Origin of the sequence: Herbaspirillum sp. C7C8, assembly GCF_022627875.1 — a bacterium.
Classification (GTDB): domain Bacteria; phylum Pseudomonadota; class Gammaproteobacteria; order Burkholderiales; family Burkholderiaceae_D; genus Herbaspirillum.
In genome coordinates this window covers 1-25,505 of record NZ_JABXGG010000023.1, presented here as the reverse complement: position 1 = coordinate 25,505, position 25,505 = coordinate 1, and the positions used below count along the sequence as shown (strand labels likewise).

16 protein-coding genes and 1 tRNA gene are annotated in these 25,505 nt (G+C 63.4%); 5 read left to right on the top strand and 12 right to left on the bottom strand.

The window, feature by feature from the left end:
- Window positions 1-47: 47 nt before the first annotated feature.
- Both HWE01_RS20535 and HWE01_RS20530 read right to left on the bottom strand, forming a co-directional pair.
- Complete coding sequence (locus tag HWE01_RS20535) at window positions 48-647, bottom strand: LysE family translocator (RefSeq protein ID WP_008327710.1); 600 nt, start codon at window positions 645-647, stop codon at window positions 48-50.
- Complete coding sequence (locus HWE01_RS20530; protein ID WP_241822722.1) at window positions 644-1,729, bottom strand: threonine dehydratase; 1,086 nt, start codon at window positions 1,727-1,729, stop codon at window positions 644-646. Before HWE01_RS20530 ends, HWE01_RS20535 begins: the two co-directional genes overlap by 4 nt.
- Before the next feature lie 166 nt (window positions 1,730-1,895).
- Here HWE01_RS20530 and HWE01_RS20525 point away from each other — a divergent pair, with 166 nt between their 5' ends.
- On the top strand, window positions 1,896-3,392 hold the full coding sequence (locus HWE01_RS20525) for an aminotransferase-like domain-containing protein (protein ID WP_241822721.1): 1,497 nt from the start codon (window positions 1,896-1,898) through the stop codon (window positions 3,390-3,392).
- 48 nt (window positions 3,393-3,440) lie between these two features.
- Here the strand turns inward: HWE01_RS20525 and HWE01_RS20520 are convergent, their stop codons facing one another.
- The 6 genes from HWE01_RS20520 to HWE01_RS20495 form a co-directional block, all read right to left on the bottom strand.
- Window positions 3,441-11,384 carry a calcium-binding protein gene (locus HWE01_RS20520; protein WP_502798459.1) on the bottom strand — a complete coding sequence of 2,648 codons (7,944 nt, stop codon included), beginning with the start codon at window positions 11,382-11,384 and terminating at the stop codon, window positions 3,441-3,443.
- A gap of 131 nt (window positions 11,385-11,515) precedes the next feature.
- Window positions 11,516-13,219, bottom strand: coding sequence for a peptidase domain-containing ABC transporter (locus HWE01_RS20515; RefSeq protein ID WP_241822719.1), 1,704 nt, complete (start codon window positions 13,217-13,219; stop codon window positions 11,516-11,518).
- Between the two features lie 29 nt (window positions 13,220-13,248).
- Window positions 13,249-14,919 carry a hypothetical protein gene (locus tag HWE01_RS20510; RefSeq protein WP_008327704.1) on the bottom strand — a complete coding sequence of 557 codons (1,671 nt, stop codon included), beginning with the start codon at window positions 14,917-14,919 and terminating at the stop codon, window positions 13,249-13,251.
- A gap of 127 nt (window positions 14,920-15,046) precedes the next feature.
- Complete coding sequence (locus HWE01_RS20505) at window positions 15,047-16,420, bottom strand: HlyD family type I secretion periplasmic adaptor subunit (RefSeq protein WP_241822718.1); 1,374 nt, start codon at window positions 16,418-16,420, stop codon at window positions 15,047-15,049.
- Window positions 16,417-17,190, bottom strand: a complete 774-nt coding sequence (locus HWE01_RS20500; RefSeq protein ID WP_175343253.1) for an OmpA family protein — start codon at window positions 17,188-17,190, stop codon at window positions 16,417-16,419. The genes HWE01_RS20505 and HWE01_RS20500 overlap by 4 nt, the downstream gene beginning before the upstream one ends.
- Window positions 17,191-17,202: 12 nt before the next feature.
- A complete protein-coding gene (locus HWE01_RS20495; protein WP_217509837.1) occupies window positions 17,203-18,825 on the bottom strand; it encodes a TolC family protein in 1,623 nt (540 codons plus the stop codon).
- Window positions 18,826-19,269: 444 nt separating this feature from the next.
- Between HWE01_RS20495 and htpG the strand changes: the two genes are divergently transcribed.
- On the top strand, window positions 19,270-21,180 hold the full coding sequence (gene htpG / locus HWE01_RS20490) for a molecular chaperone HtpG (protein ID WP_008327700.1): 1,911 nt from the start codon (window positions 19,270-19,272) through the stop codon (window positions 21,178-21,180).
- A 286-nt stretch (window positions 21,181-21,466) separates the two neighbouring features.
- Here the strand turns inward: htpG and HWE01_RS20485 are convergent, their stop codons facing one another.
- From HWE01_RS20485 to HWE01_RS20475, 3 genes are all read right to left on the bottom strand, one after another.
- Window positions 21,467-21,919, bottom strand: coding sequence for an outer membrane lipoprotein (locus tag HWE01_RS20485; protein ID WP_008327699.1), 453 nt, complete (start codon window positions 21,917-21,919; stop codon window positions 21,467-21,469).
- A gap of 166 nt (window positions 21,920-22,085) precedes the next feature.
- Window positions 22,086-22,538: an Mpo1 family 2-hydroxy fatty acid dioxygenase gene (locus HWE01_RS20480; protein ID WP_175343251.1), complete on the bottom strand. Its 453-nt coding sequence runs from the start codon at window positions 22,536-22,538 to the stop codon at window positions 22,086-22,088.
- A gap of 32 nt (window positions 22,539-22,570) precedes the next feature.
- Window positions 22,571-23,320, bottom strand: coding sequence for an SDR family oxidoreductase (locus HWE01_RS20475; RefSeq protein ID WP_008327697.1), 750 nt, complete (start codon window positions 23,318-23,320; stop codon window positions 22,571-22,573).
- A gap of 238 nt (window positions 23,321-23,558) precedes the next feature.
- On the opposite strand from HWE01_RS20475, the gene HWE01_RS20470 reads away from it, so the two are divergent.
- A complete protein-coding gene (locus tag HWE01_RS20470; protein WP_008327696.1) occupies window positions 23,559-24,041 on the top strand; it encodes a DNA-deoxyinosine glycosylase in 483 nt (160 codons plus the stop codon).
- Window positions 24,042-24,121: 80 nt separating this feature from the next.
- On the opposite strand, the gene HWE01_RS20465 is transcribed toward HWE01_RS20470, so the two are convergent.
- On the bottom strand, window positions 24,122-24,262 hold the full coding sequence (locus tag HWE01_RS20465) for a hypothetical protein (RefSeq protein ID WP_008327695.1): 141 nt from the start codon (window positions 24,260-24,262) through the stop codon (window positions 24,122-24,124).
- 198 nt (window positions 24,263-24,460) lie between these two features.
- On the opposite strand from HWE01_RS20465, the gene HWE01_RS20460 reads away from it, so the two are divergent.
- Both HWE01_RS20460 and HWE01_RS20455 read left to right on the top strand, forming a co-directional pair.
- Window positions 24,461-25,285 carry a class I SAM-dependent methyltransferase gene (locus HWE01_RS20460; RefSeq protein ID WP_008327694.1) on the top strand — a complete coding sequence of 275 codons (825 nt, stop codon included), beginning with the start codon at window positions 24,461-24,463 and terminating at the stop codon, window positions 25,283-25,285.
- A gap of 145 nt (window positions 25,286-25,430) precedes the next feature.
- Window positions 25,431-25,503 (top strand) — tRNA-Lys (locus HWE01_RS20455).
- Window positions 25,504-25,505 lie beyond the last annotated feature (2 nt).

Sequence of the window (25,505 nt, the reverse complement as noted above, 5' to 3'; positions counted from 1 at the left end):
GTCGTCAAAACGCGTTATTGCACCAAATCATTTTTCATTTGCTACTGCTACAACCAGATTGCCAGCGCCGAATAGAGTGTCAGCGAGACCATGATGCCCGCAAAGATCGCGCGCCACCGGGGCTGTTCGAGATAGCGCCGCAAGACCGCACCGGCGCCGGCCCACACCGACACGCAAGGCAGGTTGACCGCGCAGAACACCGTACAGTAGATCAGGATGGCCAGCCAGCCGGCGCGTTCATGCAGTAACGGCATGAAGGCCGAGGCACCGGTAATGGCCATCACCCACCCCTTGGGATTGGCGAACTGGAACATCGCCGCCCCCAGGAACGACATCGGCTGCACCGCCCGCTCACCCGCACCGGCAATGCCCATGCGGCGCAATTGCCAGGCCAGATGAAGCAGATAGGCGCATCCCAGCGCCTTCAACAACAGCACCACTTGCGGCAGCGCCACCACCAGTTGACCTATACCGAATGCGCATACGGCCAGCAGCACACCGAAGCCGAAGGTGATGCCCAGCATGTGCGGCAGGGATCGCCGGAAGCCGAACCAGATGCCCGAGGAGGTCAGCATGATGTTGTTCGGCCCCGGCGTGATGGAGGAGACGAAGGCAAACGACATCAGCGGCAACAAGGCTTCGATCATGCGTTTCTCCTGTGCGCAGCCTGCGCCAGCGACACCACCTGCGCCGGTGCCAGAAGCGCATCGGCCGCAGCGCTCGGGCGTGCCAGCACACGGGCGAAGACGTCGTGATCGACGTTGCCGCCGGAGAGCGTGACACCGATCTTCTGGCCGCGCAGACGCGCGCGCAGTTGCAGGGCGGCGGCCAGCGCACAGGCACCCGCGCCTTCGGCCACATTGTGGGTGGCGATGAAGGCCAGCTTCATGGCATCCATCACTTCGTCATCAGTGACGGCGACGACCTCGTCAACGTCGCGGAGCATCACGTCCAGCGAAGCCTGGTCCGGCACACGACAGGCCACGCCATCGGCGATGCCGGTCGAGACCGGCGCTTCGATCTTGCGGCCCGCCTCGAAAGAGAGCTTGTAGGCCAGCGCATGGGCCGAGACCACGCCGATGATGCGCGTCTTCAAACCCAGCGCATTGCGGGCCGCAACCGCACCACACATACCGGAACCTTGCCCGATGGGCACCAGCACCACATCCAGCCCGGGCTGGGCGGCGAAGAGCTCCATCCAGTAGGTCGACACGCCCGCCACCAGGTGACGATGGAAGGAAGGGATCATGTGCAGTTGCTGCTCGCCGGCCAGACGCTGGGCATGTTCGCGGCTATCCTGGAATTCGCGGCCATGCTCGATCAGGTCCACGCCCAGGGCGCGCATGGCGGCATTCTTTTCGCGGCTGTTGCCTTCGGGGACCACGATGGTGGCGGCGATGCCAAAGCGCCGCGCCGACAAACCGACCGACTGGCCATGATTGCCGCGTGTAGCGGAAATGACGCCGGACAGTTGCGGCTGCTGCCGGGCCAGGTGATGCAGATAGACCATGCCACCGCGCACCTTGAAGGCACCGGTCGGGGCGTGGTTCTCATGCTTGACCCACACCTCGGCAGCCAGCGCCTGGTTCAGCAACGGCCAGCACAGTTGCGGGGTCGGAGCCATGCCGGCGTAGACGATGCCGGCCGCCTGTTCGATCTCTTCCAGGCCGGGCAGCAGTTCGCTGGCAGTCCGGGTGGCTTGGCTGGCTTGGATGGACAGGCTGGTCATGACGATGGTCTCCTCGAAAAGATGCGAAACAAGAGCACTGATCGCAGCCCGGTCCGGCGCATTCCCGCCAGGCCGCTTACTCTTGCATTGGCTGACATCCTAGCCGACAATACCAGTACAGTACCTGTACACTTTTCCAAATAGTTTTAAACATTGTCACGGTAAAATGACCAATACAGTCAAGCATCTGCGCAGTATTCCCTCCAAGACACTGTCCAGTGACAGCGCCCTGCCCGGCTGGCCGCTGCTCATTCGCGAGAGTGGCGAGTCGCTGGTGGACCAGATCGTGCGCGGCGTACGCGCCCGCATCGATGACAAGCTGCTGCGTGGCGGCGCGCGCATGCCCTCGATCCGGCAGTTTGCCGATGCCCACGAGATCTCGCGCTTTACCGTGGTGGAAGCCTTTGACCGGCTGGTGGCCCAGGGCTATCTGGAGTCACGCCGGGGCTCGGGATTCTTCGTCAAGGAACGGGTGGCCGTCGCCAACGGCTACGGCAACCTGGCCGCGCAGGCTGAGGCGGTGGCCGAGGCCGAACGCGGGCTGGATGTGGTCTGGCTGGTCCGCAACATGTTTCGCCAGATGCCGCCGCACAAGATGCCCGGGGGCGGCCTGCTGCCGCCGGACTGGCTCGATGGCGAACTGATCGCCAACGCCCTGCGCGCCATCAGCCGTGACAATCCTTCCCTGCTGCTGGGCTACGGCACACCGCTGGGTTTCCTGCCGCTGCGCCAGCAATTGCAGTTGAAGCTGGCCGAGCTGGAAATCGCGGCCGCGCCCGAGCAGTTCGTGCTGACCACCGGCGTGACCCAGGCCATCGATACGGTGGCGCGCCACTTCCTGCGGCCGGGCGATGTGATCTTCGTGGATGATCCGGCCTGGTTCCTGATGTTCGGTTCCTTTGCCGCGCTGGGGGCCAGGATCGTCGGTATCCCGCGCCTGGCCGATGGCCCGGACATCGCCCAGTTGCGCGAGCTGGCGGCCATCCACAAACCCAAGCTGTACGTGATCAACTCGGTGCTGCACAACCCGACCTCGACCTCGCTGTCAGCTGCCAAGGCGTTCCAGGTGCTGCGTATCGCCGAGGAGCATGACTTCATCATCGTCGAGGACGACATCTATTGCGACATGCACCCCGGCTCGGCCGTGCAGGCCGCCACGCGCATTGCGGCGCTGGACCAGTTGCAGCGGGTGATCTATCTCGGCGGGTTTTCCAAGACCCTCTCGGCCAACCTGCGCGTGGGCTTCATCGCCACCTCGGCCGAACTGGCGCGCAGCCTGGCCGACCGCAAGCTGCTCTCCACACTCACCACCGGCGAGATCGGTGAACGGGTGGCCTACCGGGTGCTTTCCGAAGGGCATTACCGCAAGCATGCGGAACGACTGCGGGCGCGTCTGAACGGTGCGCGCGACAAGGTGATGCGCCAGCTGGAGAGGATGGGCATGGAGGTGGAGGATCCGCCGCCCTGCGGCATGTTCCTGTGGGTCGATACCGGGCGTGATACCAACGTGCTGACCGAAGAGGCGATGGAACAGGGATTCCTGCTGGCGCCGGGCAGCCTGTTCTCGCCCTCGCAACTGCCCTCCACCCGCATGCGCATCAACGTCGCCGGGATGTCGGACCCCGGCATCTGGCGCTTCCTGGAAAAGGCGATGGACCGCTGACCATCGCCCTCTTCCCGCACGGCAGGCCGGCCCCGGCTCATCGTTCCATCAGGCCGTCACCAGATGGATGCGGGCAATCTCCTGATTGCTGGCGTTGTAGAAGGCATAGTCGGTCGAACCGGGGAAGTAGACGTAGTGGTCAGAACCATTGGCCATGATCTGCAAGCTCTCCGAGGAACTCATCTTGACGGTCAGCACCTTGGAGATGCCGCTGCCGTCCATGCCCATCTGACGCACGTCATCGGCCGTGATGATGACGTTGGTACCGCTGCCGGCACTCACGTCCAGCGTGGTGATGCCGGTGACCTTGCTGGAGAAGTTGCTCAGATTGAGCGTCGAACCCAGATCGGCGAAATGCAGCGTGGTCACGCCGGCGCCACCGCTGATGCTGTGGATGTTGGCGCTGCCGGTGGTCTGGTTGACCATGTCGCTCTGCGCCCCCGCCGAACTGTGCGAGCCGGCACTGACGTTGATCAGGTTGCTGCCGCTGCCCACCGTGACCGAATTGCTGCCGCCATCGACCACGTTGAAGATGTCGGTGCCCGAACTGGCGCCGCCGCCATCGAGTACGTTGGTGGTGGTGGTGCCACGCGCAGAGAGCACGTTGGCCGCACTGTTGCCGGTCAGGGTGCTATCGACGTTGGCACTCCCTTCCAGGTTGGCAATGCCAATGTAGCTGTCGCCGCTGGCATCGCCGCCGCTACCGCCCGACACCAGGCTGGCGGAGATCGTACTGCCGGTCGAATACAGGTAGCTGACCGTATCGCTCCCCCCTGCCCCGCCGTTGAAGATGTTGGCCGCACTGCTGGCATAGAAGGTATCGCTGCCGGCACTGCCGGTAGCGTTCTGGATGTTGGCGTAGGTGTCCCCGGCTGCATAACCGCCACTGCCGGTGCCATGGAACAGATCCACCACCACCGCCGAGCTGCCCGAGCGTGCATAGTTGACGGTGTTGTTGCCCGCCCCGCCGTCGAAGAAATTGGCGACGCCGCTGGCATAGAAAGTATCGTTGCCCGCGCCGCCGGTGAGGTTGTCGATGTTGGTGAAGGTGTCCCCCGCCGCATAGGTGCCGGTGGCCGCCAGGGTGTTGGTCAGGTCCACGGTCACGCCGCCGGTATCGTATTCGTAGCTGACGGTGTCCACGCCATTGCTGCCGCCGTCGAATTTGTTGGCCTGGGTACTGGCCTTGAAGAGGTCGTTGAAGGCGCTGCCGATGACGTTGTCGATGTTGACCAGGATATCGCCCTGGGCATCTCCTCCCGTGCCGGATCCGTTCTTGAGGTCGATGGTCACGGCCGAGCCGGAACCGGCATACGAGGCATAGGTCGACGCACGATTGCCGTTGACTGCGGTGATGGTGTCCGCACCTGCACCGCCCTCCAGCACCGACTGCGTACCCGCCGTGGCGAAGCCGGTCAGGGTGTCGTTGAAGGCACTGCCGACGGCGTTTTCGATGCTGACATAGGTGTCGCCCTGCGCATAGTTGCCGCTGCCGGTGCCCGTGGACAGGTCCACGGTCACGCCGGTAGTACCGTCACCGCTGGTGGAAAGCGAGTAGTTGACCGTATCGGAGCCCCCCGCGCCACCACTGAGCTTGTTGGCATTGGCACTGGCGAAGAAGGTGTCGTTCTGGCTGCTGCCGATGAGGTTGTCGATGTTGAACAGCGTATCGCCCTGGGCATCGCCGCCGCTGCCGGTGCCGGCCTGCAGGTTGATGCTCACGCCCGCTGACGAGCCGGCATAGGACGCATAGGTATCGGCACGGTTGGCGAGCACGGCAGTGAGGCTGTCAGCGCCCTTGCCGCCGGTCAGCACCGAGCTCACACCCGCCGTGGCGAAGCCGGTCAGGGTATCGGCCCAGTCGCTGCCGATCACGTTCTGGATGTTGGCGTAGGTATCGCCCTGGGCGTAGTTGCCGCTGCCGACACCGGTTGAGAGATTCACCGTCACGCCGGTGGAACTGTTGCTGCTGGCCGAGCCGGCATAGCTGACGGTATTGGACCCGGCACCGCCATCCATGAAGTTCACCGCCAGGCTGGCCACGATGGTGTCATTGCCGCTGCCGCCGGTGGCATCCTGAATGTTGGCGTAAGTATCGCCATTGGCCAGGCTGCCCGTGCCGCCGCTGCCACTGCCGGTGAGCAGGTTGATGGTTTCATCGGCGCTGGAATTGACGTAGCTCACGCGGTTGTGCAGCGAACCGGTGCCGCCATCGAGAGCGTTGGCCGCTGCGCTGGCGATGAAGACGTCATCGGCGGTGCCGCCGGTGGCGTCCTGGATGTTGGTGTAGGTATCGCCGTTGGACAGGCTGCCCGTGCCGCCGCTGCCGCTGCCGTTGAACAGGTCGATGGTCTCCGAGACGCTCGAGGTACTGTAGTTGACGCGGTTGTGGCTGCCGCCACCGCCATCGAATTTGTTGGCCGCGCTGTTGCCGTAGAAAGTGTCGTTGCCGCCACCACCGGTGACGTCCTGAATGTTGATGTAGGTATCGCCATTGGCCAGGCTGCCCGTGCCGCCACTGCCGGTGCCGGTGACCAGGTTGACGGTTTCGTCGGCACTGGAATTGGCGTAGCTGACCAGGTTGTGCGAACTGGCCGTACTGGTGCCGCCGTCGAAGAAGTTGGCCGCGCTGTTGGCGATGAAGACATCATCGGCCGAGCCGCCTGTGACGTCCTGGATGTTGGTATAGGTATCGCCATTGGCCAAGCTGTTCGCGCCACCGCTGCCGGTGCCGTTGAACAGGTTGACCGTTTCGGCCACGGTGGAACTGCTGTAGTTGACGCGGTTGTGACTGCCGCCACCGCCATCGAAGAAGTTGGCGGCACTGGTGCCGTAGAAGGTGTCATTACCGCTGCCACCGGTCACGTCCTGGATGTTGGTGTAGATATCGCCATTGGCCAGGCTGTTCGTACCGCCGCTGCCGGTGCCTGCGATCAGGTTGACGGTTTCATCGACCGTGGAGTTGGAATAATTGACCCGGTTGTGCGTACCGCCGCCGCCATCGAAACTGTTGGCGGCGCTGTTGCCGTAGAAGGTGTCATTGCCGCTGCCGCCGGTGGCATCCTGGATGTTGGTGTAGGTGTCGCCGGCTGCCAGCGTGCCGCTGCCCAGTCCGGTGACAAGGTTGATGGTCTCATTGGCCGTGGAGTTGGCATAGCTGACACGGTTGTGCGAACTGGCCGTGCTGGTGCCGCCATCGAAGTTGTTGGCCGCCGCGCTGGCTACGAAGAGATCATCGGCCACACCGCCGGTAGCGTCCTGGATGTTGGTGTAGGTATCGCCATTGGCCAGACTGCCGGTGCTGCCACTGCCATTGCCGGTGAACAGGTCGACCGTTTCGGAGACCGTGGAGCTGCTGTAGTTGACCCGGTTATGGCTGCCCCCACCACCATCGAAGTTGTTGGCCGCCGTGTTGCCGTAGAAGGTGTCATTGCCGCCCCCGCCGGTGACGTCCTGGATGTTGATGTAGGTGTCGCCGTTGGCCAGACTGCCGGTGCCGCCCGTGCCCTGGCCGGTGACCAGGTTGACGGTTTCATCCACGGCGGAATTGGTGTAACTCACACGGTTGTGCAGCGAGCCGCTGCCACCGTCGAAGGCGTTGGCAGCCGCGCTGGCGATGAAGACGTCATCGGCCGTACCACCGGTCACATCCTGGATGTTCGTGTAAGTGTCGCCATTGGCCAGACTGCCCGTGCCACCCGACCCGGTACCGGCGAACAGGTTCACGGTCTCGGCCACGGTGGAGCTGGCGTAGTTGACCCGGTTGTGACTGCCGCCGCCGCCATCGAAGCGGTTGGCCACCGTGTTGCCATAGAAGGTGTCGTTGCCGCTGCCACCGGTGGCATCCTGGATGTTGGTGTAGGTGTCGCCTGCTGCCAGGCTGCCGGTGCCGCCGCTGCCCTGGCCGGCGAGCAGGTCGATCGTCTCGTCGACACTGGAGTTGGCGTAGCTGACCTGGTTGTGCGTGCCGCCGCTGCCGTCGAAATGATTGGCCGCAGCACTGGCGATGAAGGTGTCATCGGCGCTGCCACCGGTGGCGTCCTGGATGTTGACGTAGGTATCGCCATTGGCCAGGCTGCCGGTACCGCCTGTGCCCACGCCATTGAACAGGTCCACCGTCTCGGCCACGCTCGAGTTGACGTAGCTCACGCGATTGTGCGAGCTGGCCGTGCTGCTGCCGCCATCGATGAAGTTGGCGGCGGCGTTGGCGATGATGAGGTCGTCGCCCGAACCACCGGTCACGTCCTGGATGTTGGTGTAGGTATCGCCCGCAGCGTAGGTGCCGCTGCCGCTGCTGGTGAAGAGGTTGATGGTCTCGCTGGTGGTCGAGTGCGCATAGCTGACCCGGTTGTGCAGCGACCCGCTACCGCCGTCGAAATTGTTGGCCGCCAGACTGGCCACGAAGGTGTCATCGTAGATGCTGCCGGTGAGGTCCTGCACATTCACCAGCTTGTCGCCCGCCGCATAGCCGCCGGAGGTGCCGCTACCATTGGTGAAGCTCAGGTCCACCGTGACGGCGGCGTCGGAACCGGCATAGCTGACGCGATTGTGCGAACTGGCCGTGCTGGTGCCACCATCGATGCTGTTGGCCTCGCTGCTGGCGATGATGACGTCGTCGAGCGAGGAGCCGACCACGTTCTGGATGCCGGTGTAGGTATCGCCCGCGGCAAAGCCGCCACTGCCGCTGCCGGTCACCAGGTTGACGGTGACTGCCGCCGTCGAGAAGGCATAGCTGACCGTATTGGAACCCAGCCCGCCGGCAAGGACATTGCTGTTGCTGTCGGCGATGAAGGTATCGTCGTAGGCCGAACCGATCACGTTCTGGATGCCGCTGTAGGTGTCGCCCCCGGCGAAGCCGTTGCTGCCGGTCCCATGGAACAGGTCGACGGTGACGCCGTTGCCGTCGCTGGCCTTGGCATAGCTCACCGTATTGGTGCCGGCCCCGCCGACGAAATCATTGGCAGCCAGGCTGGCGATGAAGGTGTCGTCGGAGGCGCTGCCGGTGACGTTCTGGATGTTGACGTAGGTATCGTTGTCGGCATAGCCGCCGCTGCCGCTGCCCAATACCAGGTCCACGGTGACGCCGGCGTTCGATGCGGCATAGCTGACGCGGTTCGAGCCGGCTCCGCCGTCGAAGTTGTTGGCCGCGGCACTGGCCACGAAGCTGTCATTGCCAACACCGCCGGTGAGGTCCTGGATGTTGGAGAGCTTGTCGCCCTGGGCGTAGCCGCCTGAGGTGCCGGTGCCGTCGGTGTAGTTCAGGTCCACCGTGACCGCCGTGGTGGAGGCGGCATAGCTGACGCGGTTGTGATTGGAACCGGCGCCATCGAAGGTATTGGCATCGGCGCTGGCTACGAAGGTATCGTCGTAGGCACTGCCGATCAGGTTCTGGATGTTGCTGAAGGAGTCGCCCGCCGCATAGTAGCCGCCGGTACCGGTGCCGATGGCATTGGTGAGATCGACCGTCACGCCACCTGTCGAGTAGATGTAGCTGACCGTATTGGAGCCAGCGCCGCCGTCGAAGTTGTTGACGTCGGCGCTGGCAATGAAGGTATCGTTGAAGCTGCTGCCGACCAGGTTCTGGATGTGCGCCAGCACGTCACCCTGGGCATAACCGCCAGAGGTACCGGTGCCATCCGAGTGCGTCAGGTCGACCGTGACGGCGGCATTGGAATTGGCATAGCTGACCGTATCCGAACCGCCCAGCCCACCGTTGAAGTTGTTGGCGGCAGCACTGGCGATGAAGGTATCGGAATATGAACTGCCGACGATGTTCTGGATGTTGGTATAGGTATTGTTCTGCGCATAGCCGCCGCTGCCGCTCAGGGTGATCATGTTCACCGTGACCGCGCCGGTCGATGCCCCGTAGTTCACCGTATCGGACCCGCCGCTGCCGCCATCGAAGTGCACGCTGTCCACCCCGGCGATGAAGACGTCGTCAAAGGCCGAGCCGATGGCATTCTGGATGTGGTTGTAGCTGTCGCCCTCGGCATAGCCGCCGGTACCGCGTCCGGAGACGAAGTTGATCGATACCCCCGTCGTCGACCCGGCATAGCTGACCGTATCGCTGCCGCCGCTGCCGCCATCGAAACTGTTGGCGTCGGCGCTGCCCACGAAGGTATCGTTGTAGGCGGTACCGATGACGTTCTGGATGCGCACGTAGCTATCGCCCGCCGCCGCCCCGCCGCTGCCCACCCCGCTTTGCAGGTTGACGTTCACCCCGGCATTGGAGTTGACATAGGACACCGTATTGGAACCCAGCCCGCCATCGAAGCGGTTGGCGTCGCCACTGGCGATGAAGATGTCGTTGTAGTCGCTGCCGATGGCGTTCTGGATATGTGTATAGGTGTCGCCCTGCGCGTATCCGCCCGACCCGGTGCCGGTGACCAGGTTGACTGTCACGGCACTGTTAGATGAAGCGTACGACACTGTATCGGACCCGCCGCTGCCACCGTCGAGTCGGTTGACCGCTGCATTGACCACGAAGGTATCGTCGAAGGCACTGCCGCGCAGGTTCTGGATATTGCTCAGCTGGTCGCCCTGGGCATCCCCGCCCGTGCCCGCCCCGGTGACCAGGTTGACTGTCACGCCGGCGGAGGACCCCGCATAGCTGGCCGTGTTGACGTTGGTGCCGGTGCTGTTGAGGCCGCCCACGATCTGGTCGGCGCCGGCGCCCCCTTCGAAGAAGGTATTGCCACTGCCGCCGATCAGCACGTCGTTGCCGGTGCCGCCATAGAGCAAGTCATTGGCGTTGCTGCCATAGACGGTCACGCCACCGTTGCCGGCATGGATCTCGTGCGGCAGGCCCTGGGCCGGCAGCACCAGCACCGGGTCGCCGGTGGCCGGGTCGAGATAGCTCAGGTCACCATAGGCACTGGCATCCTTGATGGCCACGTGGCGAGTGTCGTTCAGGGTGAGCTGGCCATTGGAGGTAGCCACCACGGTGGTGAAGCTCAGGTCGAAAGCCTGGTGTACCGGTGAGGCTGAATTGGCTTCCACCGTACTGTACTGGAACTGTAATGGGAAGTCGGTTTGACCGGCCGCCACCGACACCTGGAAACGTCCGCCACCGAGGTCGGTACCGTTGACGATGGACATGCCCGCCGGTACGCCCGAGACCGTCACCGACACCACCGTGCCACTGCCGGTGATGGTCACGTCGAACACCTTGATGAAGGTGCCGGCATTGTTGCCCGCCGCGTAGATCGTATGCACGCTGTCGGGGGCATTGATGACCTGGGTACTGAACTGCAGCGGCAGCCCGGCATCGGTGGCCGAAGCGGCCACGCCACCGCTCCCCCGGAGAACATCGCCGCTCTGCGTGGTCGTGGCGAGGTTGACCAGCTTGATCGCCATCGATGGCTGCGAAGGATCGACCACGATGGTGGAGGGCTGGCTGCCGGGGCGTTCCGGCGGCAGCTGCAGATCGCTCGGCTTGACGGGGGCGTCGTTGGAATTGGGATTGATCTGGGGCGAAAACACCGGGGGAGTGTTGGACACCAGATCCTGCGCCGCCGCTGCCGTGGCCCCCACGGTGGTGTGGGTGGTATCGCCGCCGACGACAGGACCTGCCGAGGTGGCCGACTTGGAGCTGGCGCTGCTGCTGGTCAGGGACGCCGCATTGTCACTGATGATCTGGGCGAACTGGGTGGCGCCCTCGCCGCCGATGCTGGCCGAGTTGCGATCCACCGTCACCGTCTGGGCCGGGGCCACGTTGGGCGCCGAGCTCACGGGATCGGAATTGAGCACGCGCGACTGATCGTTGGGCTTGAGCGCGATCTTGCCCACGGTATCGAGCAGCTTGCCGGTATCGGCGCTGGTGTCGGTGAACTTGACCTTGGACTTGTCGTCCATCGCCTCCATGGCGCCGCCGGCCAGCACCACCTTGGTGCCATCGGCCATGTGCAGCACCATGTCCACGTCGACCACCTGCACGTGCTGCACGGCCGCGCGGGTGGCGCTGACCTGGAAGCTGCCGGCCTGGTCGGGCATGACCACCTTGACGGGGCCTGCCACCTTGTCCGCGGAGTTCGCTTGTGATGAGCTTGCGGTTGCCATGTTTCCTCGCTATCGAAGATCGTTCGAGTTTCGAATCTGGTTCGGTGTGATCCTGCCTGGCAGAGTCACTGCAAAATCTGGTCGCGCGGTCCGTCTGCCACGATGCGCCCGCCCTCGATGACGATGATGCGGTCCACGTGGCGCAACAGCGCCGGGCTATGGGTGGCCACCACCAGCGTGCGGGAGCCGGCATAGGCCGCCAGCCGCTCGATGATGCGGGCCTCGGTCTGCTGGTCCACGCCGGTCGTCGGTTCGTCCAGCAGCAGGATGCGCGGGGTGCAGGCGATCACGCGGGCCAATGCCACCATCTGACGCTGGCCGCCGGAGAGATTGCCGGGCGCCTTGATGGCCTGATCCAGGCGCAGCTCGCCGCGCGCGATCAGGTCATCCAGTGACGATACCGCCAGCGCCGCTTCATAAACCTGCCCCGGCACGCGGTCGCCCACAAAAATGTTGGCCGCCACCGTGCCATCGAAGAGGAAGGGTTCCTGCGGCTTGAAGCCGATGCAGCGCATGCGCACTTCGGGGGCATAGGCCGTCACGGCCACGCCATCGATGAGGACGTGGCCTTCGTCGGGCTTGTGCAATCCGGCCAGCGCCCGCAGCAGCGTGGACTTGCCGGAGCCGGAACGTCCTACCAGGCCGACCTTCTCGCCGGGCTGGATGGTCAGCGAAATATTCTTCAGGGTCGCATTTTCTTTCTGGTCCAGGTGCAGCAGCAGATTGCCGACCTGGATCAGGCCGCGCATTTCCTGGCGTAGCACGTCGGCGGTCGGGGTTTCTTCCTGCTCTTCGAACAGCTGGTCGAATTCGGCGCGGGCACGGCGGAACATCTCGATGCGCCCCAACAGCGCGGCCAGCGAGGACAGCACCGTGGTGGCGCGACTGATCAGCAGCGAACAGGCGATGAGCGCACCGACGGTCAGCAGGTTGTCTTCCACCAGATAGACACCGACCACCAGCGTGGCCACCGAGATGAAGGTGTAGCCGACGGTGGAGATGGCGTAGCTGGTGTTCATCCAGAAACGGCTCTTGGCCTGGGCCACGGCATTGGCGCCGGCATCGGCCAGGAAGGCGCGCATGAGGCGGTCCTGCAGGGGCGTGGTCTTGAGCGTTTCCATGCCGTAGACGATGCTGGCCAGCTTGTCGACCTTGCCGGTGCCGGCCTTCATGGCGGCATGGGCGTAATCGTTGGCCGGCACCTTCAGCAGCAGTTGCAGCCCCACCAGCAAGGCACCGCCCACCAGCAGCACCCACACCATGTGGCCGCCGATCAGGCCCAGCACCACCAGATACAGCGCCAGGAACGGCAGGTCCACCAGCAGCAGCATGTAGTTGGAGGACAGCAGGTCGCGTGCGGCCGACAGATCGCGGTAGCGCGCCAGCACCACGCCCACCGGGGCCTGTACCTTGGCTGTCAGCAGGCGGCGTGCCGAGACTTCGTCGAATTCGCCATCCAGGCGACCGGCCAGTTGCTCGGTGTAATACACGCGGATGATGCGCAACACCAGCTCCAGCCCGATGAAGAGCAGCATGCCCAGCGTCAGCGCCCAGAGCGTTTCCGGGATGTGATTGCCCAGCACCTTGTCGTAGATCAGCCGCGAATACAGCGGCATCAACAAGCCCAGCAGATTGACCAGGATGCCGGCGACGATGACCTCGACGAAACGGCTGCCATAGGCGCGCAGCAGCGTCAGGTAAGTGGGATCGGCGCGCAGGTCCGTGCGGACTTGCGGCTGATCGATGTGGACCTGTTCGCTGGCGTTCATGGTGTGCGGTGATCGTCGTCAGGCCGGCATCAGGCCTGGCCGCCGCGATTGGTCGCGGTGAGTTCGCGGATCGCTTCGCGCAGCTCCAGACGCAGGTCCTTGACCATGGTCTGGCGGCCGCTGCGCATTTCTTCGATGACGGTCTGCCAGTTGATGTTCTGGCGCATCAGCGCTTCGGTGATGGAGGTCAGCGATTGCGGGATGGCCCCCAGGTTCTTGACGCGGTCGTTCTGGGTCGCCATGTGCTTGGCCAGGTCGATCTGCAGCTGGCGTGCGGAGAGCGCATCGCGCGCCATGTTGCTGGAGTTCTCGCCGATGGTGTTGCCCAGTTCGTTCAGACGAGCCGCCACGGTGGCCTGCAGTTCGCCCTGGTACTGGATGGCGCCCATCTCGTCGGCCAGGCGTACCGAGATCTGGTTCAGCAGCGCCGGCAGTTGCGCAATATTCTGCGCGTTCTTCTCGTTCATGCTGGAGATTTCGCCCTGCTGCGCCTGCAATGAATTGAGCGCCGTGGACAACGCCAGTTGGCCGGTCTGGATGGTAGTGACGATCTGCGGCAGCACTTCGAAGGTGCGATTGGCGATATCGCCATTGACGGAGAGGCGCTCTTCCAGCGAGGACAGGCTGTCGGAAAGATCGCGCGCCGAGGTGATCTTGGTGTTGATCAGCTGGCCGACGTTGCGGATTTCTTCCAGCGTCTGCTGCGCGGTTTCGTGCATGCGCGGGCCGAAGGCCACCAGTTGGCGCAGGCTGCGCGACTCTTCCATGCTGTCGTTGAAGAGCTGGACGATGTTGTTCAAGCGATCGTTCAGACCTTCCAGCTTGATGCCGGCCTGCAGCGAGGCTTCCGAACTGTTGCGCGCAGCCATGATCGATTCACGCTGCAACACCATGAGGTCCTGCAGGAATTCGGCGAGGAAGGTTTCGGAGACGCCCTGGCGCTGGGTGGCGGCCGGGCCGCTCATGTCGTGCACCACGTGCTGCACCATGTCGCTGATACATTCACGGGCCCGGGTGACCAGCTTCTTGCTGGCCGCGCGCAGGGGCGTCAACGTCAGGCCCAGGGCCAGCGAACCGATCAGGCCGAACATCGACGCCGAGAAGGCCGTCCCCATCGACGCCAGCGGCTTTTGCAGGTCGGCCACCAGGTGCATGAAGGAGGCATCCATGTCGCCACCGGCACTGGCCTTGCCGAAGCCGTCGATGAGCGCCGCCGTGCTGACCAGCGTTTCCAGCAGACCGATGAAGGTGCCCAGCAGGCCCAGCGCAATCATGAAACCAGTCAGGAATTGCGGGAACTCGGTCTTGGCATCGAGATGGGCGCGCAAGTCATGCAGCGAGCCCTCGATGGTTTCCTGTTCGATACGCGAGGTCAGGCGACCCTTGGTGCTGGCCACCGAGACCAGCACCTGGCCGATCTCCGTGCCCTCGAACTCGGGCGCCTTGACCAGGCTGTCCATCGATTCGCCGGCCTTGGTGCGGTCGTAGAACTGCATCAGCTTGTCGTATTCCCAGTTGACGCGATAGAGGTTGTAGAAGATCAGGCTCACCCCGAACACCGCCACGGCGATGATGAAGAGGTTGAGGAAGGGATTGATCTGGATCGCATGCCCCACGAAGGCCCGGAACAGGAAGGCCCCGAACAGCAGCAGGAGCGTCGGGATGGCGGCAAGTGCGTAGAACTGGCGAAGATTTTTCATACGTGCGAGGTTCCGGAGAAAAGAACGCAGGGAAAATGGCTGGTGCAGAAAACGTCAACCGCCGCAAAGCCTTGGTGGATGCGGCTTTGCGGCGAGCAATAAGTCACTGCGGGGATGGCGGCGCAGTTCATCGCGGCTCCCGCAGGGCACCCTGGCCGAAGCGCGACAGCGGCGACATCAGGTATTGCCACACCGTGCGGCGGCCGACAATGATGTCGGCGCTGGCGGTCATGCCGGGCATCAGGGCCAGCTTGCGCTGCAGTTCGTTGTCGCCGCGCTGCACGGCGATCTTGATGCGGTAGCTGCGCTCGCCGCGCGGATTGTTGTCATCGGGGACGGTGTCGGCGCTGATCTCGGTGACCACGCCTTCCATGGCGCCATAGACGCCATAGTCATAGGCCGATACCTTCACGCGCGCCCTGGCACCGGTGACCAGTTCGGCGCGGTCGGTGGGGGAGATGCGGGCTTCGATCACCAGCTTGTCGTCGCTGGGGGTCATCTCGATGATGGGGTCGCCCGGGCGGACCACACCGCCGACGGTATTGATCAGCACGCGGTTGACCACGCCATCCATGGGCGCCTTCACCTCCGAGCGCGAGACGCGGTCATTGCGCGACTTGATCTCTTCCTGCAGGCGGGCCAGTTCGTTTTCGGCAGCGGTCAGCTCGGTGCGGGCGTCCGATCGGAAGCGCGACGACGCTTCTCCCATCTTGGCCTGGGACTCGGCGATGGCGGCCTTCAGGCGCGGGATCATGGCTTCGTTGGCGGAGAGCTTGCTCTGCGCATCCTGCACGCGGGCAGCGGCCTGGATGTCTTCCAGCTGCGAGGCGGCATTGCGTTCGAGCATGTTGTGGATCAGCTTGTACTGGCGCTGTGCCAGATCCAGTTCGCTGGTCTGGCTCTTCTGGCGACTGATGGCTTCACCCAGTTCGGCCTGGCGTTGCGCGGACTGTTCGCGCAATACCGACATTTCCTGCGTGAGCTTGGCCGAGCGCGCAGCGAAGGCGGCCTGTTCGCTTTGCACGGCGGGGTCGTCGTGTTCCAGGTCGGCCGGCATCTGCAGGCTGGCGGCTCCGGCGGCTTCGGCCGAGAGGCGCGCGATCTTGGCGCGCAGGCCGAGAATTTTCACACGGCCTTCACCGAGGTCGGCATTGGCGCGCACGTCGGCAATGGAGACCAGGGTCTGGCCCTTCCTGACCACCGCACCCTCGCGCACCAGGATGGCCGAGACGATGCCGCCTTCCAGGTGCTGGATGATCTGGTTGTGTTCGGAGGCGACGATGCGCCCGTTGCCCCGCACCACCATGTCGATGGGGGCCAGCATCGACCAGATCACCAGCAAGACCAGCAACAACGCACAGGCCAGCACCGCCAGGCGCGGTCGCGGCATGCTCTGCAACTGGCCCAGGCGACGGTCCAGCCGTGGCGCCACGCGGCGCATGAAGCCCTTGCTGCGGGAACTGATCCCGTGGCCGGTGCCGGGCTTGAGCGAGAGCGTCATTTTGGCTGGGCCTGGTATTGCACGATCACACGAGCATCGTTGCCGTTGCCGTTTTCATCGGTAGCCACGCGACTGGTGACGCGCGCCTTGTCCACGCCGGCGTCGATGAGGTAGTTGCGTACCGCCACCGTACGGTAGTAGGCGCGGCGCCGGCTCTCGCTGTAGGCGCCGCTGCCGATGACGCCCGTGACCACGATCTTGCCCTGGCTGGACTTGGCGCGGCGCACCCAGTCGCCGATGCTCTTGTCGAGGGCACGGCTACCCTCCTCGTTCAACTGGGTGGAGTCGGCATCGAAGTTCAGGGTCACGGCCTTTTCGTTGGCATCGATGCGCAGGCCGGGTGCAACTTCCTTGTCGTTGGGTTCGGTCTTGACCTGGATGGCGTTGGGGCTGGACGGCGCGGCGGCGCTGCGCAGGCTGCCATTGTCGGATTGCAGCGGCGGCGCCGCCAGCCTGGCTTTGAGGCTGGCCACTTCGCGCTTCAACTGTTCGATCTCCTGCGCCTTCTCGCGCTCGCCCGGGGTCTCGGCACTGTTGGTGCTGTTGCTGTCGGCGGTGGCGATGGTATCGGTCTTGGTTGCCTTGGATTGGCCCACAACCTGCACCTGGCCCTGCGAGATCAGCTTGCTGACCTTCATCTGCGCCAGCTTCTGGGAGTAGTAGAACAGCGTCACCACGAACACCACCACCACGAAGATCATCACCAGCACCACGTTGGACAGTGCGTCCACGAAGCCTGGCCAGAAGTTCTGCTCACGTCCGCCCTCCATGGTTCCCCCGTCCTATTTGGCTGCCCGCGCGGGCAGAGTTTCCAGCGCCGATGCGCGACCGGTGTTGCGCAGGATCTGGTAGCTGATATCGGCCTGCTGGAACAACAGGTTGGCAAAATCCATGCGCGCCTGGTAGGCCTGCTGGTAGGCGTCCAGCACGTCCAGCAATTGCTTGCTGCCGGTGGAGAGCTGCTCCAGGAAGACGTCGGCCACGTTGGCGTTGGTGAGATAGGCCTGGCGCGAGATCTCCATGCGCTTTCGCACCGCGCCCAGGGTGCGGTAGTTGATCTCGATCTGCTCACGCAATTTGCGTTCCAGGTCGAGCGCGGTATTGCTCTTTTCCACGTACTTGGCGCCGGCCTGCTTGCTGTAATACAGGTCGGACCCGCCATTGAGCAGGTTCATGGTCACCACCATCATCAGGCGACGATCGGTGGTCAGCTGCAGGCTGTTGTCGGTGGTATCGATGGCGCCACCGGCACCCCGGGTCTTGGTCTGGGTCCATTCCAGCGCCAGCGTGGGCGAGAACCTGGCGCGCGCCGACTTCAGTTCCTGATTGGCGGCATCGACATCACGCCGCGCCGCGCGCACGCCGGGGTTGGTGTCGTAGACATCCTGCAGGGCCAGCTTGGAGGTGTCGGGCACGACCGGCATCATGTGGTCCGGCACCTCGATCTGCTCGATCTTGCGGCCGGTGATCTGGTTCAGCGTCACCATGGCGCTTTCCAGCGCGCCTTCGGCCTCGGCCACGGCCGACTGGGCCGTGAGCGAGCGCCCGCGCACCCGTTCAAAATCGATGCGGCTGGCGCCGCCGCCCTGGAGGCGCTTGTTCATGTAGTCCAGCAAGGCGGCCATACGTTGCGCATAACTGCGCGAGAACGACAGCGTGGCATAGGCGCGCATGACGTCGTAATACGCCTTGATGGCGTTGTAATACAGGGTCTCGCGGGCATCGTCGCGGCGCAGGTCGGCGGCATCGGCCAGCGCGCTGCTCTTGCGGTAGTCGTAATACGAACCGGGTGCGAAGATCGGCTGGCGACCGATCACGGTCACGTCCCAGCGCTTGTGATAGGAGGCGCGCTGGATCAGGCCGGTATTGGGATCGATCACTGAGGACGGCGAGGAATATTCATTGCCCTTCTGCGCCCGCACATCCAGAGTCGGCCCCAACTGGCCGGCCGTGGCCTTGGAAGCATAGCGCGCCTGGTCGGCCTGGGCCGCCGTGGCGGCGTAGCTGTAGCTGTTGTTGAGGGCAAGGTCCAGCACGCTGCGCAGACTCAGGTCCGCTACGGTCTCGCCTTCGGTGACGATGCTGATCTGCGGCAGGGCGATCCGGTTGCCGGCAAAGTCCGGATCGGACTGGCGCAGCAACAGCAGGATTTCATCCTGCGGCGAACCCGGCGGGGTGTCGGCCGGCAAACCCGGCAGGCGGTAATCGGCGGCGGACGGCCCGGCAGGATCGGCACCCAGACGGATCTGGGGCGGCGTATCGAGCTTGTTGTCGGCCGTGGACGGTGTGGCCTGCATGGCTGTGGCGGCGGCCAGCGGCGGCTTGTCCGCCGCCAGCAACGCATGATGCGCGGCCAAGCCAAGTGAAACGCCCAGTATGAAACGCTTGCTTTTAAGAACTCTCATCAACACGATCAGCCGGTATCCCACCGGCCTCCCCTACCCAACCCGCATCCCAGGAAAGAATCTGCAGCCCTCGCCGCGATTCCCGTCATCAAGCCGGGGAACTCCTGTTCTTTTTCTTGTGAAGCACCGGCCCGCACATCCGTTCGATCAGCCTGATCGAATTTGTTACTATTTTGTTAAAACAATTCTATCACTGGCGGATTGCAACTCAATTACAAAAAGCCGGGAAAAATCGTTTAATTTCAATTGACTTGATAAAAGTTAACTTCGGCAATTATGGTCAGCTTGTTGCCGTCATGCCATCGGGAAATGCCGGAGGGGCAACAGAGAGAACAAAAACAACAAAAATGCGGTTGAAAAACCACAAGTCTCTCCCTATATCCTGCCCACAGACGATTAGCTCTGCCTATTTCACTCATCCATTTCTTCAATAAGGACAACCACATGGCAACCGAAAAACAGACCATGGGCTTCCAGGCCGAAGTCAAGCAACTGCTGCAATTGATGATCCACTCGCTGTATTCGAACAAGGAAATCTTCCTGCGCGAGCTGGTCTCCAACGCCTCGGATGCGGCCGACAAGCTGCGCTTTGAGGCCATCAACAATGGCAGCCTGTTCGAGGACGATCCGGAACTGAAGATCAAGATCAGCTTCGACAAGGCGGCGCGCACCATCACCATCTCCGACAACGGCATCGGCATGAACCGTGACGAGGCCATCTCGCACCTGGGCACCATCGCCAAGTCGGGCACCAAGGAATTCTTCTCGCGCCTGTCGGGCGACCAGCAGAAGGACGCCGCCCTGATCGGCCAGTTCGGCGTGGGCTTCTATTCGGGCTTCATCATCGCCGATCGCATCACGGTCGAGACGCGCCGTGCCGGCACGCCCGCTTCCGAAGGCGTGCGCTGGGAATCCGAAGGTGCGGGCGACTTCAGCATCGAGCAGATCGACAAGCCGGGTCGCGGCACCGACATCATCCTGCACCTGCGTGAGGGCGAAGATGAATTCCTTTCCGCATGGCAACTGAAGTCCATCATCCGCAAGTATTCCGACCACATCTCCCTGCCCATCCTGATGCACAAGGAAGAATGGGATGAGGAAAAGAAGGAAACCGTGCAGAAGGACGAGCTGGAAACGGTCAACCAGGCCAGCGCCCTGTGGACCCGCAGCAAGTCGGACATCACGCCCGAGCAGTATGAAGAGTTCTACAAGCACGTCTCGCACGACTTCGGCGCGCCGCTGGCCTACACCCACAACCGCGTGGAAGGCCGCAGCGAATACACCCAGCTGCTCTACATCCCGGCGCGCGCCCCCTTCGACCTGTGGGACCGCAACAAGCGCGGCGGCATCAAGCTGTATGTCAAGCGCGTGTTCATCATGGATGATGCCGAGCAGTTGATGCCGGTGTATCTGCGCTTCGTCAAGGGCGTGATCGATTCGGCCGATCTGCCGTTGAACGTCTCGCGCGAGATCCTGCAGGAGTCACGCGACGTGCGCGCCATCCGCGACGGTTCGGCCAAGCGCGTACTGAGCCTGCTGGAAGAACTGGCCAACAGCGAAGAGCAGGCGCAGAAGGACAAGTACACCACCTTCTGGACCGAGTTCGGCCAGGTATTGAAGGAAGGCATCGGCGAGGATGCGGCCAACAAGGAACGCATCGCCAAGCTGCTGCGCTTTGCTTCCACCCACAACGACAGCGAGGTGCAGAATGTATCGCTGGCCGATTACGTGGGCCGCATGAAGGAAGGACAGGACAAGATCTACTACGTCACCGCAGAGACGTTCCAGGCCGCCAAGAACAGCCCGCACCTGGAAATCTTCCGCAAGAAGGGCGTGGAAGTGCTGCTGCTGACCGATCGCGTGGACGAGTGGATGCTGTCCTTCCTGACCGAGTTCGAGGGCAAGGAACTGGCGTCGGTGGCCAAGGGTGGCCTGGACCTGGGCAAGCTGGAAAACGAAGACGAGAAGAAGCAGCACGAAGAAACGCAAGCCGAGTACAAGGATCTGGTCGAGAAGATGAAGACCGCCCTGGGCGACAAGGCCAAGGAGGTACGCGTGACCTTCCGCCTGACCGACTCCCCGGCTTGCCTGGTGGCCGACGAGAACGAGCTCTCGGGCAATCTGGTGCGCATGTTGAAGGCGGCCGGCCAGGCTGCGCCGGAGTCCAAGCCGACCCTGGAAATCAACCCGGACCACCCGCTGGTGCAACGCCTGAAGTACGAAGAGGCGCGCTTCGACGACTGGTCGCACATCCTGTACGACCAGGCCCTGCTGGCCGAAGGCGGTGCGCTGGCCGACCCGGCCAGCTTCGTCAAGCGCCTGAACGACATGCTGCTGGCCATGGCCGCGAAGTAAGTCTGTTCATCTGTTGCCGCATGCCCGCCGCCCTCGCTGGCCTGGCGGGCAGGAACGCCGCCTGGGGGACTATCCGGGCGGCGTTTTCTTTCATATCGGCGTTTAGCCACCCGGTTGGCGGCAGGTGGGTGCCCAAGGCAGGCAAGACGGCCCAGGGAGACCGGACGGCGGACGCCTCATCGCAGCAAGAACCTGCTGATCATTGGGCACGGAACTGAATGAATGGGCGAAATCGGCGAAAAAAAAGCAGGACCGCAGTCCTGCTTCTTCATACGCTTCGCAACGATCAGTGCGTCACGCGGGTAGTACGCCCGTTGGACAGCAGGCGCACACGCTCGCCGACGCGGAAAGGTTCATCTGCATCCTGGGTGATGGCGCGCAGTTCGCCGTTGTCCAGGCGCACGGTAATTTCCAGGCCCGGACGGTTGTTCAGGTGGGCTTCGGCCTGGTTGCCCAGGACGCCACCGGCCAGCGCACCGACGATGCCGGCCGCCAGCGCGCCGTTGCCGCCGCCGATGTTGGAGCCGGCAGCGATGCCACCCAGCGCGGCGCCACCGAGGGTGCCGATGCCGCTTGAACCCTTGTCGATGGTGACGTTGCGGATCGACTCGACCACGCCCATGCGCACGGTCTGCTCGCCCTGGGCCTGGCGGGTGTTGTAGACGCTGGCCGAGTTGGGTGTCACTGCGCAGCCGGCTACCAGGGAGCCCAAGGCTGCGATCAAAATCAATTTCTTCATACTGAAAACTCCGACTGAGAACTGTTTGGCCCGTCTCCGGGCGGCGGGGGAATTCGGGCGTCCGCGCGAACGCAACATGATCGCGCATCCGGCGCGGATGCACACATTCCTTTACATCTTAATACAAAGATGTCCCGCGCCGACAATCTGTCCTCTGTGGCGCGCCTCAATACGTGATGTGCCAGCGGCGGTACAGGAAGGCCAGCACGAACAAGGGCCCAATCAGCAAAAACCGCAGGTCCTCGAAGAAGGATGGCTTCTTGCCCTCGATGCGGTGGCCGATGAACTGGCCGATCCAGGCCAGCACGAAGACCGTCGCCGACACCGGCAGCACGGCCCCCAGCGGCAATCGCGCCAGCACCACCAGCATCACCGCCGACATGGCCAGCATGCCCACGGCAAAGGGCGGCGACAGGCGCAGGTAGTAGGCCAGCGCAGCGGCGGCCACCACCAGGGCCACGGCGGGCGACACGATCCAGCACAGGCCGAGCAGCGAAAATACGATGGCCGGCACACAGATGCAGTGGATCAGTTCATTCATCGGATGGCGATGGCTCTCGGCATAGCGGGCCAGCAGCACATCGATGCGGCGCGGGGAGACGGTGCTGGTGCTGTCCATGGGAGCTCCTCGTTCAATGAGCGGGCGTAGCTTCAGCGGCCGCCGGAGACGTCAATGAAGGTGCCGGTGGCATAGGAAGACTCTTCCGACAGCAGCCACAGGATGGCGTTGGCCACTTCCTCGGCGGTGCCGCCGCGCTTCATGGGGACGGCATCCTTGAGCCGGTCGACACGGCCCGCTTCGCCACCACTGGCGTGGATGTCGGTATAGATCAGGCCGGGACGCACGGCGTTCACGCGAATGCCCTCGGCAGCCACTTCCTTGGCCAGGCCGATGGTGAAGGCATCGATGGCGCCCTTGGAGGCGGCATAGTCGACGTATTCCCCCGGACCACCCAACTTGGCCGCCATCGACGAAAGGTTGACGATGGCCCCGCCCTGCCCGCCGTGACGGGTGGACATGCGCTTGACCGCCTCGCGCGCACACAGCAGGCTGCCGGTGACATTGGCCACCAGCACGCGGGTGATGCGCTCGGCGCTCATGGCGTCCAGGCGGGACTGGTGCTCCAAGATGCCGGCGTTGTTGACCAGGGCGGTGACGCGGCCCAGCTCCTGGTCGGTGGTGGTGAACAGGCGCAGCACGTCCTCCTCTTTGGAGACGTCGCCCGCGACGGTGATGGCGCGGCCGCCGCCGGCGCGGATCTGCCCGGCCACCGATTCGGCAGCCTCACGGTTGGAGACGTAGTTGACGCAGACCGCGTAGCCACGTTGGGCTGCCAGCAGCGCGGTGGCCGCGCCGATGCCACGGCTGCCGCCGGTGACAATGATGACTTTATCTGTCATGTTCAGTTTCCCTTGAATGAATGGCCCGGCGCGTGACGCCAAGGCAGCTTACGCTAAGATGTGAATTCTTGTGCATTTTGCCGCAAGCCTGACGCCTCTGCAGCCGCGCCATTGTGCACGCACTGCGATGCGGGTAGCGCTTGCTGAAATTCTTTTCATCCCAGCCGTTTCCATGCCTGCTCGCCCTTCCTCCGCCGCTGATGCTGACCACGATGCAGATACATCTGCAACTGATCCCTTGCTGGCCAGCTTTGCGCCGGTGGTGGCACCCGATACGCGCATCCTGATCCTGGGCAGCCTGCCGGGAGCGGCTTCGCTGGCGATCCGGCAGTATTACGGGCATCCGCGCAATGCGTTCTGGCGGCTGGTGGGCGAAGTGATCGGGGTCGACCTTTACGCGATGGACTATGCCGCCAGGCTGGCCAGCTTGCTGCAGCATCGCATCGGCTTGTGGGATGTGATCGCCCAGGCCAGGCGTATCGGCAGTCTGGACAGCGAAATCAGGGATCACAGCGGCAATGACTTGCTGACGCTGATCGCCAGACTGCCTGCACTGGAGACCATCGCCTTCAATGGTGGGACCGCCGGCAAGATCGGGATCAAGGCGCTGGGCGCCAAGGCGCAGGACTATCGGGTGGTGGTGCTGCCGTCGAGCAGTCCGGCGCATGCGGCGTTGGGGTATGAAGACAAGCGGGCGCGCTGGCGGGCTGCATTGCGCTGATCGTCAGTGGCTTCGCATACCGGCATCCCGCCGGGTGATCAAGGTCACATCGGCATCTTCGACAACAAGCATTCTTTAAATCACTTCCTGAGGAACAGGTAGTCATAAAACTCCCCCGAAAACCCGCCATTGAAGATCAAATACTGCAACGCCTTCGCGAAAAACACGATGGCGCAGAAGACGATGGCCAGCTTCAGGCAGAGGATGAGGTTCTTGAACATGGTCGAAGTGTAATGGAGGCCGAGCAGACTGAGCAGTATCGATGCGCAAAATGGAGGCAAAAACTGCCTGGATCACTTTTCCCGGCCGCCGGATGGCCATGCGCTGGATGATGGCCGTCTCGGACAAGTCGCCAAGGCAAGGTATCATTCGGCATCCGCAGGCGGCCTCCCCGGCTGCCGCGCCGTTTCATTCATATCATGCTCATCCGAAGAAAATCCATCGAAGCCCAGGCCAACACCAAGGCCGGCCCCAATCGTCGCCGCCAACAGCTGGAAGCTGACGCCAGCAAACCGCGCAAACCCAAATATGCCCCCGTGACGCTGTCCGAACTGGAAGGCGTACGCTACCTGCATTTCGGGACCGAGTGGGTGCAGGGTGCGATGCGCATCCGCAAACCCGATTGGATCGAACTGGAATACGCCCAGCAGATGATGGCGTGGATGCTCTTCAACCGCGCACCGCGCCACATCGTACAGCTCGGCCTGGGCACGGGTGCACTGACCAAGTTCAGCTACCGTCAATTCCCGCAGGCACAGGTGACGGCCGTGGAGCTGAACCCGGCCGTCATTGCGATCTGTCACAGCATGTTCAAATTGCCGGAGCCGGACGAGCGCCTGATGATCATCGAAAGCGATGCCATGGACTTCATCGTCCACGCTGCCAGCCACGGGATCATCGACGCCCTGCAGGTCGATCTCTATGACGCCACCGCGCGCGGACCGGTGCTCGACAGCGCCGAGTTCTACCAGGCCTGCCATGACAGCCTGGCACCGGGCGGGGTGATGACGGTCAACCTCTTTGGCGATCATCCCAGCTACGCCAAGAACCTGCGGGCCATGGAATATGCTTTCGATACCGTGGTCTCGCTGCCCGAAGTCCATGACGGCAACGTCGTGGCACTGGCCTTCAAGGGCGCGGTGACATTCGATTTCCCCGAACTGTATGCGCGTGCGGCACTCATCGAGAGCCAGACCAGGTTGCCGGCCAAATCCTGGGTCAACGGGATCAAGGCCGGCTTCTAGGGCGAAAAATGCGGCGCGGCGTGGTGTCGATGCGCAAGAGATAAAATATTTTCATCTTTTTCGAGAAAAGACTTGCGCCACCCCGACCTCCCTCCTATAATGCGCTCTCCCTTGCAGCACTGAAGCAACAAGGAAGTGCAGCAACGGGGCGTTAGCTCAGCTGGTAGAGCAGCGGACTCTTAATCCGTAGGTCCACAGTTCGAATCTGTGACGCCCCACC

Bases quoted from the DNA above. Each gene is read 5' to 3' on its own strand.
- HWE01_RS20530 (WP_241822722.1), bottom strand. From the start codon at position 1,729: ATGACCAGCCTGTCCATCCAAGCCAGCCAAGCCACCCGGACTGCCAGC.
- HWE01_RS20465 (WP_008327695.1), bottom strand. From the start codon at position 24,262: ATGTTCAAGAACCTCATCCTCTGCCTGAAGCTGGCCATCGTCTTCTGC.
- HWE01_RS20475 (WP_008327697.1), bottom strand. From the start codon at position 23,320: ATGACAGATAAAGTCATCATTGTCACCGGCGGCAGCCGTGGCATCGGC.
- HWE01_RS20480 (WP_175343251.1), bottom strand. From the start codon at position 22,538: ATGGACAGCACCAGCACCGTCTCCCCGCGCCGCATCGATGTGCTGCTG.
- HWE01_RS20510 (WP_008327704.1), bottom strand. From the start codon at position 14,919: ATGAAAAATCTTCGCCAGTTCTACGCACTTGCCGCCATCCCGACGCTC.
- HWE01_RS20525 (WP_241822721.1), top strand. From the start codon at position 1,896: ATGACCAATACAGTCAAGCATCTGCGCAGTATTCCCTCCAAGACACTG.
- HWE01_RS20500 (WP_175343253.1), bottom strand. From the start codon at position 17,190: ATGGAGGGCGGACGTGAGCAGAACTTCTGGCCAGGCTTCGTGGACGCA.
- HWE01_RS20460 (WP_008327694.1), top strand. From the start codon at position 24,461: ATGCTCATCCGAAGAAAATCCATCGAAGCCCAGGCCAACACCAAGGCC.
- HWE01_RS20515 (WP_241822719.1), bottom strand. From the start codon at position 13,219: ATGAACGCCAGCGAACAGGTCCACATCGATCAGCCGCAAGTCCGCACG.
- HWE01_RS20485 (WP_008327699.1), bottom strand. From the start codon at position 21,919: ATGAAGAAATTGATTTTGATCGCAGCCTTGGGCTCCCTGGTAGCCGGC.
- HWE01_RS20520 (WP_502798459.1), bottom strand. From the start codon at position 11,384: ATGCCCGACCAGGCCGGCAGCTTCCAGGTCAGCGCCACCCGCGCGGCC.
- HWE01_RS20535 (WP_008327710.1), bottom strand. From the start codon at position 647: ATGATCGAAGCCTTGTTGCCGCTGATGTCGTTTGCCTTCGTCTCCTCC.
- HWE01_RS20495 (WP_217509837.1), bottom strand. From the start codon at position 18,825: ATGAGAGTTCTTAAAAGCAAGCGTTTCATACTGGGCGTTTCACTTGGC.
- HWE01_RS20505 (WP_241822718.1), bottom strand. From the start codon at position 16,420: ATGACGCTCTCGCTCAAGCCCGGCACCGGCCACGGGATCAGTTCCCGC.
- htpG (WP_008327700.1), top strand. From the start codon at position 19,270: ATGGCAACCGAAAAACAGACCATGGGCTTCCAGGCCGAAGTCAAGCAA.